The organism is Solirubrobacter pauli (assembly GCF_003633755.1).
GTDB lineage: Bacteria > Actinomycetota > Thermoleophilia > Solirubrobacterales > Solirubrobacteraceae > Solirubrobacter > Solirubrobacter pauli.
The window spans coordinates 975,548-992,136 of the sequence record NZ_RBIL01000001.1 but is presented as its reverse complement, the minus strand read 5'-3'; the positions used below and the strand labels follow the sequence as shown (position 1 = coordinate 992,136).

General features: G+C 71.1%; 17 protein-coding genes. 12 read left to right on the top strand and 5 right to left on the bottom strand.

The features are described 5' to 3' along the window. Positions 1 to 61: 61 nt before the first annotated feature. The 3 genes from C8N24_RS04565 to C8N24_RS04555 are packed head-to-tail and all read left to right on the top strand — an operon-like array spanning position 62 to position 2,838. Positions 62 to 445 carry a hypothetical protein gene (locus C8N24_RS04565; RefSeq protein ID WP_121248436.1) on the top strand — a complete coding sequence of 128 codons (384 nt, stop codon included), beginning with the start codon at positions 62 to 64 and terminating at the stop codon, positions 443 to 445. Further along, the gene (locus C8N24_RS04560; RefSeq protein ID WP_121248434.1) at positions 442 to 1,635 is read left to right on the top strand and encodes a hypothetical protein; all 1,194 of its coding nucleotides are present in this window, start codon (positions 442 to 444) and stop codon (positions 1,633 to 1,635) included. The genes C8N24_RS04565 and C8N24_RS04560 overlap by 4 nt, the downstream gene beginning before the upstream one ends. 45 nt (positions 1,636 to 1,680) lie before the next feature. Continuing rightward, positions 1,681 to 2,838 (top strand): MFS transporter, encoded by a 1,158-nt coding sequence (locus C8N24_RS04555; protein ID WP_121248432.1) that lies wholly within the window; start codon positions 1,681 to 1,683, stop codon positions 2,836 to 2,838. Here C8N24_RS04555 and C8N24_RS04550 read toward each other — a convergent pair. The 3 genes from C8N24_RS04550 to C8N24_RS04540 are packed head-to-tail and all read right to left on the bottom strand — an operon-like array spanning position 2,783 to position 5,699. Continuing rightward, positions 2,783 to 3,718: a VOC family protein gene (locus C8N24_RS04550; protein ID WP_121252931.1), complete on the bottom strand. Its 936-nt coding sequence runs from the start codon at positions 3,716 to 3,718 to the stop codon at positions 2,783 to 2,785. The genes C8N24_RS04555 and C8N24_RS04550 overlap by 56 nt on opposite strands. After that, positions 3,715 to 4,740, bottom strand: coding sequence for a threonine aldolase family protein (locus C8N24_RS04545; protein WP_121248429.1), 1,026 nt, complete (start codon positions 4,738 to 4,740; stop codon positions 3,715 to 3,717). Before C8N24_RS04545 ends, C8N24_RS04550 begins: the two co-directional genes overlap by 4 nt. A gap of 20 nt (positions 4,741 to 4,760) precedes the next feature. Continuing rightward, positions 4,761 to 5,699, bottom strand: coding sequence for a glycosyl hydrolase (locus C8N24_RS04540; RefSeq protein WP_121248427.1), 939 nt, complete (start codon positions 5,697 to 5,699; stop codon positions 4,761 to 4,763). Positions 5,700 to 5,770: 71 nt separating this feature from the next. Between C8N24_RS04540 and uvrC the strand changes: the two genes are divergently transcribed. Both uvrC and rapZ read left to right on the top strand, forming a co-directional pair. Next, entirely contained in the window at positions 5,771 to 7,651 is a 1,881-nt protein-coding gene (uvrC, locus tag C8N24_RS04535; protein ID WP_121248425.1) for an excinuclease ABC subunit UvrC, read from the top strand. Next, positions 7,651 to 8,577, top strand: coding sequence for an RNase adapter RapZ (gene rapZ, locus C8N24_RS04530; RefSeq protein WP_245971753.1), 927 nt, complete (start codon positions 7,651 to 7,653; stop codon positions 8,575 to 8,577). The genes uvrC and rapZ overlap by 1 nt, the downstream gene beginning before the upstream one ends. Here the strand turns inward: rapZ and C8N24_RS04525 are convergent. Next, positions 8,567 to 9,085 carry a TetR/AcrR family transcriptional regulator gene (locus C8N24_RS04525; RefSeq protein ID WP_121248423.1) on the bottom strand — a complete coding sequence of 173 codons (519 nt, stop codon included), beginning with the start codon at positions 9,083 to 9,085 and terminating at the stop codon, positions 8,567 to 8,569. The genes rapZ and C8N24_RS04525 overlap by 11 nt on opposite strands. Before the next feature lie 31 nt (positions 9,086 to 9,116). Here C8N24_RS04525 and C8N24_RS04520 point away from each other — a divergent pair, with 31 nt between their 5' ends. Then, positions 9,117 to 10,199 carry a medium chain dehydrogenase/reductase family protein gene (locus C8N24_RS04520; protein ID WP_121248421.1) on the top strand — a complete coding sequence of 361 codons (1,083 nt, stop codon included), beginning with the start codon at positions 9,117 to 9,119 and terminating at the stop codon, positions 10,197 to 10,199. On the opposite strand, the gene C8N24_RS04515 is transcribed toward C8N24_RS04520, so the two are convergent. Continuing rightward, positions 10,171 to 10,773, bottom strand: a complete 603-nt coding sequence (locus tag C8N24_RS04515; protein WP_121248419.1) for a TetR/AcrR family transcriptional regulator — start codon at positions 10,771 to 10,773, stop codon at positions 10,171 to 10,173. The genes C8N24_RS04520 and C8N24_RS04515 overlap by 29 nt on opposite strands. A 53-nt stretch (positions 10,774 to 10,826) precedes the next feature. Here C8N24_RS04515 and C8N24_RS04510 point away from each other — a divergent pair, with 53 nt between their 5' ends. The 6 genes from C8N24_RS04510 (at position 10,827) to C8N24_RS04485 (ending at position 16,542) form a co-directional block, all read left to right on the top strand. Next, positions 10,827 to 11,564, top strand: a complete 738-nt coding sequence (locus C8N24_RS04510) for an SDR family NAD(P)-dependent oxidoreductase (protein ID WP_211339839.1) — start codon at positions 10,827 to 10,829, stop codon at positions 11,562 to 11,564. Between the two features lie 69 nt (positions 11,565 to 11,633). Then, positions 11,634 to 12,641: a type I glyceraldehyde-3-phosphate dehydrogenase gene (gap, locus tag C8N24_RS04505; RefSeq protein ID WP_121248417.1), complete on the top strand. Its 1,008-nt coding sequence runs from the start codon at positions 11,634 to 11,636 to the stop codon at positions 12,639 to 12,641. Beyond that, entirely contained in the window at positions 12,628 to 13,761 is a 1,134-nt protein-coding gene (locus tag C8N24_RS04500; RefSeq protein ID WP_121248415.1) for a phosphoglycerate kinase, read from the top strand. The genes gap and C8N24_RS04500 overlap by 14 nt, the downstream gene beginning before the upstream one ends. Then, positions 13,758 to 14,519 carry a triose-phosphate isomerase gene (gene tpiA, locus C8N24_RS04495; protein WP_121248413.1) on the top strand — a complete coding sequence of 254 codons (762 nt, stop codon included), beginning with the start codon at positions 13,758 to 13,760 and terminating at the stop codon, positions 14,517 to 14,519. Before C8N24_RS04500 ends, tpiA begins: the two co-directional genes overlap by 4 nt. Then, positions 14,516 to 16,012 carry a 2,3-bisphosphoglycerate-independent phosphoglycerate mutase gene (gene gpmI / locus C8N24_RS04490; protein WP_121248411.1) on the top strand — a complete coding sequence of 499 codons (1,497 nt, stop codon included), beginning with the start codon at positions 14,516 to 14,518 and terminating at the stop codon, positions 16,010 to 16,012. Before tpiA ends, gpmI begins: the two co-directional genes overlap by 4 nt. A 59-nt stretch (positions 16,013 to 16,071) precedes the next feature. Continuing rightward, on the top strand, positions 16,072 to 16,542 hold the full coding sequence (locus C8N24_RS04485) for a MarR family winged helix-turn-helix transcriptional regulator (RefSeq protein WP_121248409.1): 471 nt from the start codon (positions 16,072 to 16,074) through the stop codon (positions 16,540 to 16,542). Positions 16,543 to 16,589 lie beyond the last annotated feature (47 nt).

Below are 16,589 nucleotides of genomic sequence, written 5' to 3'. Positions count from 1 at the left end.
GTCAGGCACCCAACCTTTTGGCGGGGCGCCACCTGCCACCCCGACTACGCTGGAATCCGTCTTGTCGCACCCGCTCCTGTCACCGTCTCGCCGCTGGGCCGCGCTCGTCGCGCTGCTCGCGTCCGGCGCCGTCCTGACCGTGCTGCTCGCGCGCTCCGACGACACGTCCGTCGCGGCCGCGCCCGGCGGGAACGTCGCGTTGTGCACGGACCTGCAGGGTGAGGCGGCCCGCGCGTGCTACGCCCGTGAGGTCGGGCGTGAGCTCGCCTCCGTCGGCGGATCGACCGGCACGCCACAGGCCGTCTCCGCGGCGGCGCCGGAGAGCGCCAACATCGTGACCTTCGCCGCTGAGGACCAGTCGGCGGCGCTGCTGTGCGACCTGCACATCCGCGTCGGCGCGACCGACGAGCGCAAGCCCGCGTGGACGAGCTGGGTCGCGCAGTGAGGCGCCTGCTGCTCGTCGTGCTGGCGCTGCTCACGCTCGCAGCGTGCGGCGGCAGTGAGCCCAAGCCCGCCGCGGACGCCGGCACCTCGACCGCACCGACCGCCGAGCCGACCGCGACCGGCGACCTGAACACGTGCGCGGGCCTCGTCCAGGACGAGGGCCGCTCGTGCTACTCCCGCGAGCTGGCGGCGATCGTCAACGGCGCGGGCGATCCGCTGGCCGCCGTCGAGGGCATCACGCAGGCGGCGTACGCGGACCAGTCCGGCTTCCTGCTCGCGAACTGCCACGGGATCATGCACACCGTCGCGCGCGAGTACGCGCTGCGCACGGGCCTCAAGCTCGAGAACCTGATGGACAGCCTGCCGCGCACGAACGACCCCGGCTGCTCGGCGGGCTACGCGCACGGGCTCGTCACGGCGGTCGCGCCGGAGATCGAGAAGCAAGGCCCGACGGTCGCGAACCGGCTATGCAAGAACTCGGAGACGCGCTACCAGCGCTACAGCTGCACGCACGGCTTCGGCCACGCGTTCATGCGCCTGAGCAACGAGAACATCGCGCCGGCGTTGCAGATGTGCCAACAGCTCGGAAGCGCCGCCGCGGCCGACTGCTCGCAGGGCATCTACCACGACTACTGGTTCGCGGTGAACGGGATCGACTCGACCGCGAAGCCGAAGGACGTGGTGACCGACCCGCGCGCGCTGTGCGGCGCCCAGCCGGAGGAGTTCGTGCGCGTCTGCTGGTACCGGTCGTTCGTGGAGACCGCCAAGGGCACCCGCATGGAGTCGGGCGCGCAGATCGACGAGGCCTGCTCCGGCCTCGACAGCCTGCAGCGTCAGGCGTGCGTCACCGGCGCGAGCGTGATCGGCCCGCCGGACCCGGTCAACCAGCTCGCGGTCTGCGCGGGCCTCGAGGCCGACTCGGACGTCGTCGCCTGCATCCGCGGCACCAAGGTCCAGAACCTCATGAACTACCCGCCGGAGATGTCGGTGGACCTGATCAAGGCGTGCAACACCACCTTCCGCGGCTCGCTGGCGATCGCCTGCGACCGCTGGCTCGGCAAGACCCTCGGCGTCGTCAGCGACGGTGAGTTCCGCACCACCGGGTGCCCCAAGCTCCAGACGGCCGCGGCGCGCAAGGCGTGCGTCGCGGGCGTGAAGAGCATGGAGGGCCCGCTCGTGACGTTCTCCTAAGAAGCGTCCAAGGCGGCGCCAAGGTCGTGGGGCGAGCGTCGCCCCATGAGGCTCCGCGACGCCCTCGCCACGCCGGACCTGCGCAGGCTGCAGGCCGCGTGGGCGGCGGCCGCCGTGGGCGGCTGGGCGTTCATGGTCGCGCTGGCCGTGCACGCGTACGGCGAGGGCGGCGCCGCCGCGGTCGGGCTCGCCGCGCTCGTGCGGATGGTGCCCGCGGGGCTCGCCGCGCCGCTGCTCGGCCGGGTCACGGACCGCGGCTCGCGCCGGGACGTGCTGCTGGCCAGCGCACTCGTCCGCGCGGTGCTGCTCCTCGCGCTCGCGGCGGCGGCCGCCGTGCACGCCTTTCCCGCGGTGCTCGTCCTGGGCGCGCTGTTCACCGTGGCCCAGGCCGCGCACAAGCCGGCGCAGGCCGCGCTGATCCCGTCCTTGACCACGCGCCCCGAGGCGGCCAACGCGTTCTGGAGCACGATCGACAACGCCGCGTTCATCCTCGGCGCGCTCGCGGGCGGCCTGCTCGTCGCCACCACGGGCGCGCCGGTCGCCTTCGCCGCCGCCGCGTGCACGTTCGCGCTCGCCGCGGCCCTCCTCGCGAACATAAAGCGGGACCGTCCCTCTTCAGCAACCGATGTCGCGCCGTTCGCGCTCGACCGGCGGGCCCGCGTGCTCGTCGCCGTGCTCAGCGTCAGCACGCTCGTGGAGGGGATGGTGGACGTGCTCGTCGTCGTCACCGCGCTCGAGGTGGTGGGCGTGGGGGAGGCCGGCGTCGGCTGGCTCAACGGCGCCTGGGGGATCGGCGGCGTGCTCGGCGGCGTCCTCGCGCTGCGCGTCTCCACGAAGGCGCTGCCGCTCGGGACGGTGCTCGTCGGCGCGCCGCTGCTCGCGCTCGCGGCGCTGCCCGCGCCGGTGGCGGCGCTCGTCGCGCTGACCACGCTGGGGGTCGGCTACTCGCTCGTCGAGACGTCGGGCATCACGCTGATCCAGCGACTCACCCACGACGGGGTGCGGGCCCGCGCGTTCGCGCTGCTGGAGTCGACGTACTGGCTCACGACCGGCGCCGGCGCGATGCTGGCGCCGCTCGTGATCGCGCTGACCAGCCCGCGCGGCGCGCTCGTCGTCGCCGGCGCCGCGCTGCCGCTCGCCGCGCTGCTTACGAGGCTTGTGCCCCTGAGGGTCGCCACTGCCGCACGTCCGGCAGCGGCGTGAGCAGCGGCTCGACCTGCGTGCGCAGGCGCTCCACGTCGGGCGGCAGGGCCAGCGACTCACCCAGCGACTCGGCCGGCTCGTCGGTCGCGAAGCCGGGGCCGATCGTGGCGATCTCGTACAGGATCCCGCCCGGCTCGCGCGAGTACACCGACCGGAAGTAGAAGCGGTCGATCACCGGCGTCACCTGGAGCCCGGACGCCGCCAGGCGCTCGCGCCAGGCCTCGTGGTCGTCCATGGGGGAGGCCCAGGCGATGTGGTGGATCGTGCCCGCCCCACCGAACCCGCGGCCGGGCGACGGCTCGAAGACGATCGACCCGCCGCGCGCGGCGCCGCGCGCCTCGAACGCGTGCGTGCCGACCTCCTCGAAGGCGAGCGTCTCGCGCAGGTGCTTCTCGGACTTGCGCGGGTCCGCGACCGCGGCGTGCACCTCGTGGAAGCCGAGCAGCGCGTGCTCGGCCGGAACCTCGGTCGACCGGGCCGCGAGCGGCGCGTCGGGCACGTCGACGGCCCGCAGCTCGTGCTGCAGGCCCTCGAAGTCGGCGAACCGCAGCCCGGACTCCACCCGTGCCGTGTCGACGCCTTCGGAGCCGAGCCGGTCGGCCCAGAAGTCGAGCGTGTCGGCCGAGCCCACGCGATGGACGATCCGGTGCGCCATCCCCGCGCCGGCGCGGCCGGGCCGCGCATTGGGGTACTCGAAGAACGTCAGGTCCGACCCCGCCGACCCGTGCTCGTCGGCGTAGAAGAGGTGGTAGACGGTCGGATCGTCCTGGTTGACGGACTTCTTGACGAGGCGAAGCCCCAGCAGCCGCACGTAGAAGTCGACGTTGCGCGGCGCGTCGCCGGTGATCGCGGTGATGTGATGAATGCCTTCGAGCCTCATCGCACGCACACCCGTTCTAGCGCGCGCAGCGCCGTTCGTATCCCGTCGCCGTCCACATCGAGGTGCGTGACCGCCCGTACCCGCCGCGGCCCGACCGCACCCATGACCACGTCGTGCTCGCGCAACGCGGCGCACAGACCCTCGGGTTCGTCGTGCTCGAAGATGACGATGTTCGTCTCGACGGTGTCCGGGTCGATGCTCACGCCCGGCAGCTCGGCCAGACCGCGGGCCAGCGTCTGCGCGTTCGCGTGGTCCTCGGCCAGCCGGTCCACATGGTGGTCGAGCGCGTAGAGCGCGCCCGCCGCGACGATCCCCGCCTGCCGCAGCGCACCGCCGAGCATCTGCTTGTAGCGCCAGGCCTCGTCGATTAGCTCCGCGGACCCCGCCAGGCACGCGCCCAGCGGTGCGCTCAGGCCCTTGGTGAAGTCCAGCCATGCGGTGTCGAACCCGCGCGTCATCTCGGACGCCGCGACGCCGGAGGCGACCACCGCGTTCATCAGCCGCGCGCCGTCCATGTGCAGGCGCAGCCCGGCCTCGGACGCCACGTCGACGACGCCGCGCAGCTGATCCAAGGGCCACACCCGCCCGCCCGCCATGTTCGTGGTCTGCTCGACCGAGACGAGCCGGGAGCGCGGGTTGTAGCGATCCGGGTAGCGCAGCGCGCCGCGCACGTCGTCGCCGGTGAACATCCCCTTGGGCGTGTCCAGCGGGTACATCATCGCTCCGGCGAACGCCGCCGGGCCGCCGGCCTCGGCGATGATCGGGTGCGACGTCCGGTGCAGGATCGCCTCGTCGCCGCCCGGCCGGATGTGCAGCCGGAAGGCGATCTCGTTGCACATCGTCCCGGACGGGAGGAAGACGGCGGCCTCGAACCCGAGCAGGGAAGCCACCCGCGAGCACAGCTCCGTGACCTGCGGGTCCTCGAAGCGCTGCTCGTCACCCACTTCCGCCTCCGCCATGGCCTTGCGCATGGCGGAGGTCGGACGGGTCTGCGTATCTGAGTAGAGATTGACCAACCCCATGGAGGGGCGGACCCTACTCGCTACTTCAGGCGCTTCGCGGCGTACTTCTGGAACTGCTCGAGCGCGGGACGGGACGTGCCGTCCGGGTTCACGAGGCCCGAGTCCCAGTTCGTGCCCTCCTCGCCGAACCAGCGGTAGACGTACAGGCGCGTCAGCTTCGACTTGTAGCCCTTGCGCTTGGAGTCGAACCGATCGGCGAGCGTGAACATGTACTTGGTCGAGGACGCGGCGCGCGTGGCCGACGTCGGGAAGTCCGGGGCGAACGTGGTGATGCCGCCGGTCTCGGTCAGCCAGACCTCACCCGGAACGGTCTTCAGGACCGTCGTCAGGCCCTTGGACTGCTTGCGGTTGACGTCCTTGTAGTTGTGCAGGCCCCACAGGCGGCCCTTGTTCTTGGAGTACTTGATGAAGCTCTTCAGCCACGTCCGGACGGTGCTCTGGTCGAGCACGTCGGCGGCCATCACCTTGCACTTGCGGCCGCACACGCTGCGCAGCGTCGAGTAGTACTGGGCGGCGCGCTTCGGGCTGCTGGCCGTCGGCTGCGACTTGTGGTTCGCCTCATTCCACGGCGCGTACGTCTTGATCCACGGGTACTGCTTGCGGAAGGCCGACACGGCCTTCTTGTAGGCGCTCGTCGAGGGCGCCTTGCAGTCCTTGCGCTTGGAGTAGCTCCTGCCGTTCCAGCAACCACGATGGGCCGTGAACATGAGGAGCACGTCCTGGTTCGCGGCGCGCGCCGCGGCCAGGTACTGGTCGACTTCGACCTGGTGTCCCGCCTTGACGTAGTCCCACGGGACGATGTAGCGGACGCGCTTGAGCTTCAGCGCCTGCCACGCAGGCTGGCTGAAGACCGCTGCATTCTGCTCACTCAGACCGACCCGGTAGTTGGCGGAAGCCGGAGCGCACATGGCGAGGGCCGCGATGACGGCCACGACGATCGTCGTTCTCGTTCGGTGCATACGGGGAGGAACCGATAGCAGCCCCCTGAGTTGCGGACCGGCGTTGGTCGTACCCTTCGTTGCAGGACTTGATGGCTGTTCAAACGGAATCCGAACGCCTTCGCGAGCAACGCCTCTCCCTGCCGGATCAGCCCGGCGTGTACGTCTTCCGGGACCGCCGCGGCAAGGTCATCTACGTCGGCAAGGCGAAGTCGATCCGCAAGCGCGTCGCGAGTCACTTCTCGAACCCGACGATGTACGGCACGACCGCGCTCACGTCCGAGATCGACGACATCCAGCCGCTCGTCGTCGCGACCGAGGCGGAGGCGCTGCTCACCGAGCAGAACTTCATCAAGCAGTACAAGCCGAAGTTCAACATCCGGCTGCGCGACGACAAGTCGTACCCGTACATCGCGATCAGCCTCGACGAGGACTTCCCGCGGGTGTACTTCACACGCGAGCGCCACAAGAAGGAGCGGGCCTACTTCGGGCCGTACAGCAGCGCCAAGCGCGTACGCGGGACGCTGGACCTGCTCGGGAAGATCTTCCTCTTCCGCTCCTGCGAGGGGCCGGAGCCGGGCCGCCACAGCGGCTCCCCGTGCCTGGACTACTACATCAAGCGCTGCGGGGCGCCCTGCGTCGGGTACGTCTCCAAGGAGGAGTACCGCGAGGGCATCGACGGCGTCGTCTCGTTCCTGTCGGGCCGCTTCAAGCAGATCGAGCGCGACCTCGAGAAGAAGATGTACTTCGCGGCCGGCGAGCGCGACTACGAGCAGGCGACGATCGAGCGCAACCGCCTCCAGGCCGTCAAGGCGCTGCTCGAGCGCCAGCGCGTGGCGGAGGGTGGCGCCGGCACCTACGACGCCGTCGCCGTGGCCGTCGAGGGCACCGAGGCCAACGCGCAGGTCTTCCAGGTGCGCGACGGCGTGCTCAGCGACCGCCAGTCGTTCTACCTCGACAACCAGGCCGAGCAGGACCCGGCGATCGTGATCGAGGAGTTCATGCTCCAGTTCTACGCGAGCGCGTTGAGCATCCCGGCGCTGATCGTCGTGCAGGGCGTCATGTCGGAGGGGTCGGAGCTCGAGGTGCTCGGCCAGCTGCTGGGCGAGCGGCGCGGCTCGAACGTCGAGATCCGCGCCTCCGAGCGCGGCGGCAAGCGGCGCATCCTCGACCTGGCCGAGCGCAACGCCAAGCTCGCGCTCGACCAGGAGAAGCTCAAGACCGAGCGCAAGCGCCAGCAGCGCGTGGACTCGCTCAACGGCCTGCAGTCGGCGCTGGAGCTGGACGCGCTGCCCGTGCGGATCGAGTGCTTCGACATCTCGCACGTCGGTGGCACCCACACGGTCGCGTCGATGGTCGTGTTCGAGGGCGGCGCGCCGAAGAAGAGCGATTACCGGCGCTTCACCATCCGCTCGCACGATGGCAACGATGATTTCGCGTCGATGGCCGAGGTCCTGTCGCGCCGGTACGGGCAGTGGGAGAAGCAGAACGGGAAGTCGCCCTACGACGCCGAGCGCGACGCGTCCTTCGCGGCGCTGCCGAACCTGATCGTGATCGACGGCGGCAAGGGCCAGCTGAGCGCCGGGCTCCCGCACCTGCAAGGCTTCCGGGACAGCGGCGTGGCGGTCGTGTCGCTGGCCAAGCGGATCGAGGAGGTCTTCCTGCCGGGCTCGCCGAACCCCGTCCTGATGGCGCACGACACGCCGGAGCTGCAGCTGCTCCAGCGCGTCCGCGACGAAGCCCACCGCTTCGCGATCACCCACCACCGCATCCGCCGTGACAAGGCCATGACGGAGTCGATCATGGACGAGCTGCCGGGCGTCGGCCCGGCGCGCAAGCGGGCGCTGCTCAAGCACTTCGGCTCACCCGAGGCGGTGTTGGGCGCCTCGCGCGAGGCGCTGGAGCAGGTTCCCGGCTTCCCGCAGAAGGTCGCGCGCGACCTGTACGCCCACCTCAACAAGACGGGGCGCTAGTGGCCAACGCGGTGCGAGACGCGGACGGGCGGGCCTCCAACTCCAACCTGGAGGACTTCGTGGTCATCTCCGGGCTCTCGGGCGCGGGGAAGTCGAGCGCGATGAACGTCTTCGAGGACGCGGGCTACTTCTGCGTCGACAACCTGCCGAGCGAGATGATCCGCTCGCTCTCGGCGCTGTTCATGCACGCGGGCTCGAAGGTCGAGCGCGCCGCGGTGGTGTGCGACTCACGCGGCGGCGACTACGTGGTCGGGCTCGCGGGGGTGCTGGACCAGATGGCCGAGGCCGGCGTCGCGCACCGCGTGGTGTTCCTGGCCGCGGACGAGCAGACGCTGGTCACCCGGTACAAGGAGACGCGCCGGCGCCACCCGCTGTCCCCGCACGGGAGCGTCGTCGACGGCATCCGCGCCGAGATCGAGCTGCTGGACCCGGTGAGCCGGCGCGCCGACATCGTGATCGACACGAGCGGCTTGAGCGCGGCGGCGCTGCGGCGCAAGGTCGCCGACGAGCTGCTCGGCCCGGGCTCGTCGTCGGGCAAGCTCGCGGTCACGTTCACGTCGTTCGGGCACAAGCACGGCCCGCCGCGCGACGCGGACCTCGCGTTCGACGTGCGCTTCCTGCCCAACCCGCACTACGACGTCGACCTGCGCCCGCTGACCGGGTTCGACCAAAGGATCGTCGACTACGTCGGGCGCGACGGCCGGCTCGAGGAGTTCTACGGCCACGTCAAGCCGCTGCTCGAGTTCCTGCTGCCGCAGTACATCGCGGAGGGCAAGGCGCACCTGATGGTCGCCATCGGGTGCACCGGCGGTCGCCACCGCTCCGTGGCCATCACCGAGAACCTCGCGGCGCACTTCCGGGACCGCCCGGAGTACTTCGTGGAGTCGGCCCACCGGGACGTGGACCGGCTTCCGATCAAGCCGTGACGTGCGCGAACAGCCGGGTGGCGTCGAGCCCCATCGAGGCGAAGTTGCCCTCGATCTCCAGGCTCACGTGCCCGTGAACGCGTGACCACAGCGTCACCGCGCGCTCTTCGGCGACGAACCGCAGCAGCACGGCCATCGAGCGCTGTGCCGCAGCGACGAGCGCCGGCTGGTGCGGGTCGTAGCCCGGCCACGGCGCGCTGAACAGGAGCCGGTAGCGGTGCGGCTGCTCGAGCGCCCACGCGCGGTACGCCTGCAGCGCGGCCCACACGTCCGCTGACGGCTCGAGCACGGCCGCCAGGTCGTCGTACGCGTCGATCACGAGCGCGGTGAGCAGCGCGTCGCGGTTCTTGAAGTAGCGGTAGAGCGCGGGGCCGGACACGCCGAGCTCGCGCGCGATCGCGTTCAGCGCGACCGCCGCGGGGCCGCCGGCCTCGAGCTGCGTGAGCGCGATGCGCTTTACGGCTGCCCGTACCTGCTCGCCGCGTTCGCTGGTTAGAGTGTCTAACATCAGTTAGAGCCTATAACACGGAGACGACGACATGCAGGCGACAGAGCTGGAGATGGCGGCGCAGGGCGAGTTCCCGCGAGTGCGGACGCGCGAGCTGCCGGCGCCCGGGCCAGGGCAGGCGCTCGTCCGCGTCGAGGCGACCGGCGTCTCGTTCGCGGAGCAGCAGATGCGCCGCGGCAAGTACTACGACCAGCCGAAGTTCCCGTTCGTGCCGGGCTACGACCTCGTCGGCACGATCGTGGGGGAACCCGGGGCGGGCGGCGCGGCCGGGGCGGGCGGCGTGGCCGGGGCGGGCGGCGTGGCCGGGGCGGGCGGCGCGGCCGGGGCGGCCCTCGCGCCCGGGCAGCGCGTCGCGGCGTTGACGAAGGTCGGCGGCTGGGCCGACCACGTGGTGCTCGACCGCGACGACCTCGTGCCCGTGCCGGACGGCGTGAGCGCCGAGGCGGCGGAGACCGTCGTCGTCAACGGGCTCACCGCGTGGCGGATGCTGCATCGCGCCGCGAAGGTCAAGCGCGGCGACACGATCGTCGTGCTCGGCGCGTCCGGGGGTGTGGGCTCGGTGCTCGTGCAGCTCGCGCGTCACGCCGGCGTCGAAGTGATCGGGACATCCGGCCCGCGGCAGCTCGAGCGAGTGCGTGCGCTCGGCGCGACCGTGATCGACCATCGCAGCGAGGACGTGCCCGCGCGCGTGCACGCGCTCGCGCCCGAAGGCGTCGCGGCCGTCTTCGACCACGTCGGCGGCCCGGGCATCGACGCGTCGTGGCGGATGCTCGCGCGCGGCGGCACGCTCGTCTCCTACGGCACCGCGTCCACGCGCGACGTCCCCGGCAATCCGGCGCTGCCGGTGCTCAAGCTGATCGCCAAGCTGCAAGTTTGGAACGTCCTGCCAAACGGGCGCAAGGCCACGTTCTTCAACCTCTGGGCGGGGCACCGCTTCCGCCGCGCCCACTTCCGCGCGCAGCTCCGCGAGGACCTCACCCGGGTGTTCGCCCTCCTCCGCGACGGCGTGATCGAGCCGCAGGTCGCGGCCCGCTACCCGCTCACCGAGGCGGCCGAGGCGTTGCGCTTCGCCGAGGCGGGCGGCTTCACCGGGAAGGTCGTGCTCGTTCCGTGAGCACGTCGACGCACGCCGGCGTCGACGCACTCCGCAGGATGATCAGCGCGCCGTCCAGCGCCGCGCGCAGCGGCTCCAGCGACTGCTGCGCACGCATCAGCAGCAGCCCGCCCTGCAGCGCGGCGAAGACCGCGAGCGCCGTGCGGCCGTCGTCGTCGACGCCCATCCGCGCGACGCCCGCCTCGATGTAGCCCTGCCAGCGCTCCATGTGCGCGGAGGCGTCGACGCCGGCCTCGAGCGTGAGCGCGCTGATCGGACAGGCGAGGTGGCGCTGTGCGCCGTAGTGCGCCAGCACCGCGTCCCGCCAGCGCTCCCACGACTCGAAGTTGTCGAGCTCGTCGAGGTGCGGGCGCTGCGCGTCGAGGACCCGCTCGGCCTGGAAGGCGGCGATCGCCTCGACCAGCTCGGCCTTGCCGGCGGGGAAGTAGTGGAAGAGCTGGCTCTTGCTCGTGCCGGTGCCGGCGCGGATGTCGTCCAGTGATGTGCGGCCGACGCCCCGCTGGAGCACGAGGTCGGCCGCGGTCTCGACGATCCGTGCCCGTGTCGCTGCGCCCTTGGTGGTGGTGGCCGGCATGTCCCAACCGAGGATACTGGACCACGCGGTCCAACCCAGTACAGTTCTGGACTGTGCAGTCCAATCGACTCGAAGGCAAGACCGCGCTGATCACCGGCGCCACCAGCAACATCGGCCGCGCGATCGCGCTGGCCTACGGTGCCGAGGGCGCCCGCGTCGTCGTCAGCGGCCGCGACGCCACTCGCGGGGCGGAGGTCGCGGCCGCGTCCGGCGGCACCTTCATCGCCGCCGACCTCGACGGTTCGCCGCAGGCGTCCGAAGCCCTCGCGACGGCGGCCACCGACGCGCTGGGCGGCCGCATCGACATCCTCGTCAACAGCGCGGCCACGTACCCCTCGTCCGCGGACGTCGTGATCGACGAGGCGTGGTTCGACCGCATGTTCGCGGTCAACGTGAAGGCCCCGCACTTCCTGATCGAGGCCGTCGCCCCGCGCATGGCCGAGCACGGCGGTGGCGCGATCATCAACCTCGGATCGTGGGTCGCCCGGCTCGGCGTCCCGAGCCCCGTCTACACCGGCACGAAGGGCGCCGTCGAGGCGATGACCCGGGCCTACTCCGCGCTCTACGGGCCGAGCGGCGTCCGCGTGAACGGCATCTCGCCGGGCGTGATCCAGGAGCCGGGCAACCCGAGCGCGGTGATGATGCGCGGCACCCCGGCGGCAGACCTCGGCACGCCGGAGGCGATCGCGCCCGCGGCGGTCTACCTCGCGAGCGACGAGTCGGCGTTCGTCCACGGCATCGTGCTCGACGTGGACGGCGGCCGGACGGGGGTGGCGGTGATCGCCGCGTAACCAAAGCCGGGGTTATGTCGCCGCCTTCGGTAGCCTCATCCCCCGTTTTCAACGGGAAAGGGATCGAGAATGGCTGTACGTGTCGGCATCAACGGCTTCGGCCGCATCGGCCGCAACGTCTTCCGCGCGGCCCACGAGGCCGGCGCTGACGTCGAGATCGTCGCGGTGAACGACCTGACGGACGCGAAGACGCTGGGTCACCTGCTCAAGTACGACTCGGTCTTCGGTCCGTTCCCCGGCGAGGTGTCCGTCTCGGACGCCGGCCTGGTCGTGAACGGCAACGAGGTCAAGGTCCTCAGCGAGCGCGACCCGGGTGCGCTGCCCTGGGGCGACCTCAACGTCGACGTCGTGATCGAGTCCACGGGCTTCTTCACCAAGCGTGAGGACGCCGCCAAGCACCTCGCGGCGGGCGCCAAGAAGGTCATCATCTCCGCGCCGGCGACCGAGCCGGACGCGACCGTCGTCCTGGGCGTGAACTTCGACGAGGTCTACGACGCGGAGAAGCACGACGTCATCTCCAACGCGTCGTGCACCACGAACTGCCTCGCGCCGGTCGCCAAGGTCCTCCACGACCTCGTCGGCATCGAGAAGGGCCTGATGACGACGATCCACGCCTACACGGCGGATCAGCGCCTCCAGGACGCGCCCCACAAGGACCTGCGTCGCGCCCGCGCCGCGGCCGTCAACCTCGTCCCGGCCTCCACGGGTGCGGCGAAGGCCATCGGCCTCGTCATCCCGGAGCTGCAGGGCAAGCTCAACGGCTTCGCGGTGCGCGCCCCCGTCCCGACCGGCTCGGTCGTGGACCTCACGATCGTCGCCAAGCGCGACACCACGGTCGAGGAGGTCAACGAGGCCGTCAAGGCGGCGTCGGGCAACGGCATCCTGCGCTACACCGACGACCCGATCGTGTCCTCGGACATCGTCAAGGACCCGCACAGCTCGATCTTCGACTCGCAGCTGACGTCGGTGCTCGACGGCAACCTGGTCAAGATCGTGACCTGGTACGACAACGAGTGGGGCTACTCGAACCGCGTGGTCGACCTCGCCCAGAAGGTGCTGGTGCGTGCGCACGCTTGATGATCTGGACGTCGCCGGCAAGCGCGTCCTCGTCCGCGTGGACTTCAACGTCCCGCTGGACGACGACCGCAACATCACCGACGACGCCCGCATCCAGGCTGCGCTGCCCACGCTGAAGGAGCTGCGCGAGAAGGGGGCGAGCGGTCTCGTGCTGCTCGCCCACCTGGGCCGCCCCAAGGGCGGTCCGGACCCGAAGTTCTCGCTCAAGCCGGCGGCCGACCGCCTGGCCGAGCTGCTCGGCACCGACGTCGCGCTGGCGCCCGACCTCGATGACGTCCCCGCCGGGGACGTCGTGATGGTCGAGAACGTCCGCTTCTTCGAGGGCGAGACCAAGAACAGCGAGGACCTGGCGAGGCGCTACGCGGCGCTCGCCGACGTCTACGTCAACGACGCGTTCGGCGCGGCGCACCGCGCGCACGCCTCCACGGAGGCGGTCGCGCACCTGCTGCCGTCGGCCGCGGGGCGCCTGCTCGAGCGTGAGGTCACGACGCTCAACGGCATCCTCGAGGACCCGAAGCGGCCGCTCGTCGCGGTCGTCGGTGGCGCGAAGGTGACGGACAAGATCGGCGTGCTCGAGGCGTTCCTCGAGCAGGCGGACACGGTTCTGATCGGCGGCGCGATGTGCTTCCCGTTCTTCAAGGCCCAGGGCCATGAGGTCGGGGCTTCGCTGTGCGAGGAGGAGGGCCTGGAGCCCGCCAAGGCGCTGCTCGGCAACGAGAAGCTCGAGCTGCCGTCCGACCTCGTCGCCGGCCGCGCGTTCAGCGCCGACACCGAGGTCCAGCCGCTCGACGGCATCGACGTGCCCGAGGGCTGGATGGGCCTGGACGTCGGGCCGGGGACGGCGGAGCGCTACGGCTCCATCATCGCCGCGGCGGGCACGGTGTTCTGGAACGGCCCGATGGGCGCGTTCGAGCTCGAGCCGTTCGCCGCGGGCACGAAGGCCGTCGCCGAGGCGATGGCCGCCACCGACGCCACGACGGTCGTCGGCGGCGGGGATTCCGCCGCGGCGCTGGCCCAGTTCGGGCTGGCCGACCGCGTCAGCCACCTCTCCACGGGCGGCGGAGCTTCGCTGGAGCTGATCGAGGGCAAGGAATTGCCGGGAGTGAAGGCCCTGTCATGAGCCGCAAACCGTTCATCGCCGGCAACTGGAAGCTGAACAACACGATCGCCGAGGCGGAGGAGCTCATCCAGGGGCTCCTCCCGCGGGTCGGCGCGGTCGAGGACGTCGACGTCGTCGTCGCGCCCTCGTTCCTGTCGCTGAGCGCGGTCGTCGACAGCGCCCGCGGCAGCGCGGTCCAGGTCTACGCGCAGAACATGCACGAGAAGGACTCGGGCGCGTTCACCGGCGAGGTTTCGGCCCCGATGCTGGCCGAGATCGACGTCCAGGGCGTGATCCTTGGGCACTCCGAGCGCCGGCAGTACTTCGGCGAGACCGACCGCGCGCTGCAGCTGAAGGTCCCGCGGGCGCTGGAGGCCGGGCTCATCCCGATCCTCTGCGTCGGTGAGACCGAGGAGGAGCGCGAGCAGGGCGACACCGAGCGCCGGCTGCGTCACCAGGTCCAGGAGGGTCTGGAGAAGGTGCCGGTCGACCAGCTCTCCACCGTCGTCGTCGCCTACGAGCCCATCTGGGCGATCGGCACCGGCCTGACGGCCACGCCGGAGCAGGCGCAGGAGACGTGCGGCTTCGTCCGCGCGCTCGTGCAGGGCTTCGACAAGGAGGCCGGGAACGCCGTGCGCGTGCTCTACGGCGGCTCTCTGAAGCCCGACAACGCGGCCGAGATCCTCGGCCAGCCGGACATCGACGGCGCGCTCGTCGGTGGCGCTTCGCTGGACGCCGAGTCCTTCGGCGCAATCGTGAAGGCGGCGCAGCAGGCATGACCGTCCCGCACGTCGCGCTCATCGTCCTGGACGGCTGGGGGCTCGCCCCCGACGGCCCGGGCAACGCCGTGTCGCTCGCGAAGACCCCGGTCTTCGACGAGCTGTGGAAGACCCGCCCGCACACGACGCTCACGGCCATGGGCCCGAGCGTCGGCCTGCCCGAGGGGCAGATGGGCAACTCGGAGGTCGGCCATCTCAACCTCGGCGCGGGCGCGATCGTGCCGCAGGACTTGGCGCGCATCGACAAGGCCGTGGAAGACGGCACGCTGGCCGAGAACGAGGTGCTGCTCGGCGCGCTCGAGGATGCGCCGCGCGTGCACCTGATCGGGCTCGTGTCCGACGGCGGCGTGCACTCCTCCGACCGGCACCTGAAGGCGCTGATCGAGCTCGCCAACGCGAAAGCGTCGGGCGACGTGATCGTCCACGCCTTCACCGACGGCCGGGACACGTCGCCCACCGGCGGCAAGCGGTACCTGGCGGACGTCGAGTCGTGGGGCGGCCGCGTGGGAACGGTCATCGGCCGCTACTTCGCGATGGATCGCGACAAGCGCTGGGACCGGGTGCAGAAGGCCTACGACCTGCTCGTGCACGGGAACGCCGAGCACCACGTCGACTCCGCTCCGGAGGCGGCCGAGCAGGCGTACGAGCGTGGCGAGACGGACGAGTTCATCGCCGCCACGACGGTCGGCGAGGAGGCGAAGATCCGCCCCGGCGACTCCGTGATCGCGTTCAACTTCCGGCCCGACCGGATGCGCGAGATCACGCTCGCGCTGTGCGACCCGTCGTTCTCGGACGTCGATCGCGGTGGGGCGGAGGTCATCGACCGCTACATCACGCTCGCCGAGTACGACGAGGACTGGGATTATCCGGTCGTGTTCCCGCCCAAGCGGCCGGCGATCACGATCGGCAAGGTCATCGCCGACGAGGGCCTCGGCCAGCTGCACGTCGCCGAGACCGAGAAGTACCCGCACGTGACGTACTTCTTCAACGGCGGCGAGGAGCACCCGTACACGGGCGAGGTGCGCGAGCTCGCGCCGTCCCCGCGCGACGTCGCGACGTACGACCTCAAGCCGGAGATGGCGGCGGTCGAGGCGGCGAACGGCTTCGTCGAGCACTTCAACGCCGAGAAGCCGGCGTTCGCGATCATCAACTTCGCGAACCCGGACATGGTCGGGCACACGGGCGTGATCGAGGCGGCCGTGAAGGCCGTGGAGACCGTCGACGAGCAGCTCGGACGCGTCGTGGAGGCCGTGCACGCGGCCGGCGGCGCGTGCCTGGTCACGGCCGACCACGGCAACTGCGACCACATGCTCAACGAGGACGGGTCCGTCAACACGGCGCACTCGCTCAACCCGGTGCCGTTCATCGTCACCGCGGGAGCCGATTCGCTCGACGGCGAGGGCATCCTCGCCGACGTCGCGCCGACGGCGCTGGCGCTCTTGGGCATCGAGCAACCGTCGGCGATGACGGGCCGCTCACTGCTCGGGACGTAGTTCGTTTGACCTGACAATTACCCGTTGCCCACGCAACTACGCCGCTACACTGCGTGCGTATGGCGGTACCTGAGACACGCGTGGATCTGACGGAGACGGAGCTGGCGGCCTGGCGGGGGCTTTTGCGGGTGCACACAGCGCTCGTGAAGGCCCTGGACGCCGAGCTGGCGGCGGCGCACGACCTCCCGTTGAGCTCGTACGAAGTGCTCATCACGCTGGAGTCGGCGCCGAACCGCAAGCGGCGGATGGCCGAGCTCGCGGACTCGGTGCTGCTGTCGCGGTCCGGCATGACCCGCCTGGTCGACCGGCTGGAGCGTGACGGCCTGCTCGTCCGCGACACGTGCACGGACGACGGCCGCGGCTGCTTCGCCGTCCTCACGGACAAGGGCGCGGAGCTGCTCGAGCGCGCACGTCCCACGCACCTGGAGGGTGTGCGGGAGCGCTTCCTCACGCACTTCTCCGAGGACGAGCTGCGCACCTTCGCGTCCGCCTGGGAGCGCGTGCTGCCGGGCGCCGCCTCCACGGACTGAGCTTCGCCGTCCGCGAGCCGCCTCCGGGCGGCTTTCGTCGTTTAAGG

Bases quoted from the DNA above. Each gene is read 5' to 3' on its own strand.
- C8N24_RS04555 (WP_121248432.1), top strand. From the start codon at position 1,681: ATGAGGCTCCGCGACGCCCTCGCCACGCCGGACCTGCGCAGGCTGCAG.
- C8N24_RS04550 (WP_121252931.1), bottom strand. From the start codon at position 3,718: ATGAGGCTCGAAGGCATTCATCACATCACCGCGATCACCGGCGACGCG.
- C8N24_RS04545 (WP_121248429.1), bottom strand. From the start codon at position 4,740: ATGGGGTTGGTCAATCTCTACTCAGATACGCAGACCCGTCCGACCTCC.
- C8N24_RS04540 (WP_121248427.1), bottom strand. From the start codon at position 5,699: ATGCACCGAACGAGAACGACGATCGTCGTGGCCGTCATCGCGGCCCTC.
- uvrC (WP_121248425.1), top strand. From the start codon at position 5,771: ATGGCTGTTCAAACGGAATCCGAACGCCTTCGCGAGCAACGCCTCTCC.
- C8N24_RS04525 (WP_121248423.1), bottom strand. From the start codon at position 9,085: ATGTTAGACACTCTAACCAGCGAACGCGGCGAGCAGGTACGGGCAGCC.
- C8N24_RS04520 (WP_121248421.1), top strand. From the start codon at position 9,117: ATGCAGGCGACAGAGCTGGAGATGGCGGCGCAGGGCGAGTTCCCGCGA.
- C8N24_RS04515 (WP_121248419.1), bottom strand. From the start codon at position 10,773: ATGCCGGCCACCACCACCAAGGGCGCAGCGACACGGGCACGGATCGTC.
- gap (WP_121248417.1), top strand. From the start codon at position 11,634: ATGGCTGTACGTGTCGGCATCAACGGCTTCGGCCGCATCGGCCGCAAC.
- tpiA (WP_121248413.1), top strand. From the start codon at position 13,758: ATGAGCCGCAAACCGTTCATCGCCGGCAACTGGAAGCTGAACAACACG.
- gpmI (WP_121248411.1), top strand. From the start codon at position 14,516: ATGACCGTCCCGCACGTCGCGCTCATCGTCCTGGACGGCTGGGGGCTC.
- C8N24_RS04485 (WP_121248409.1), top strand. From the start codon at position 16,072: ATGGCGGTACCTGAGACACGCGTGGATCTGACGGAGACGGAGCTGGCG.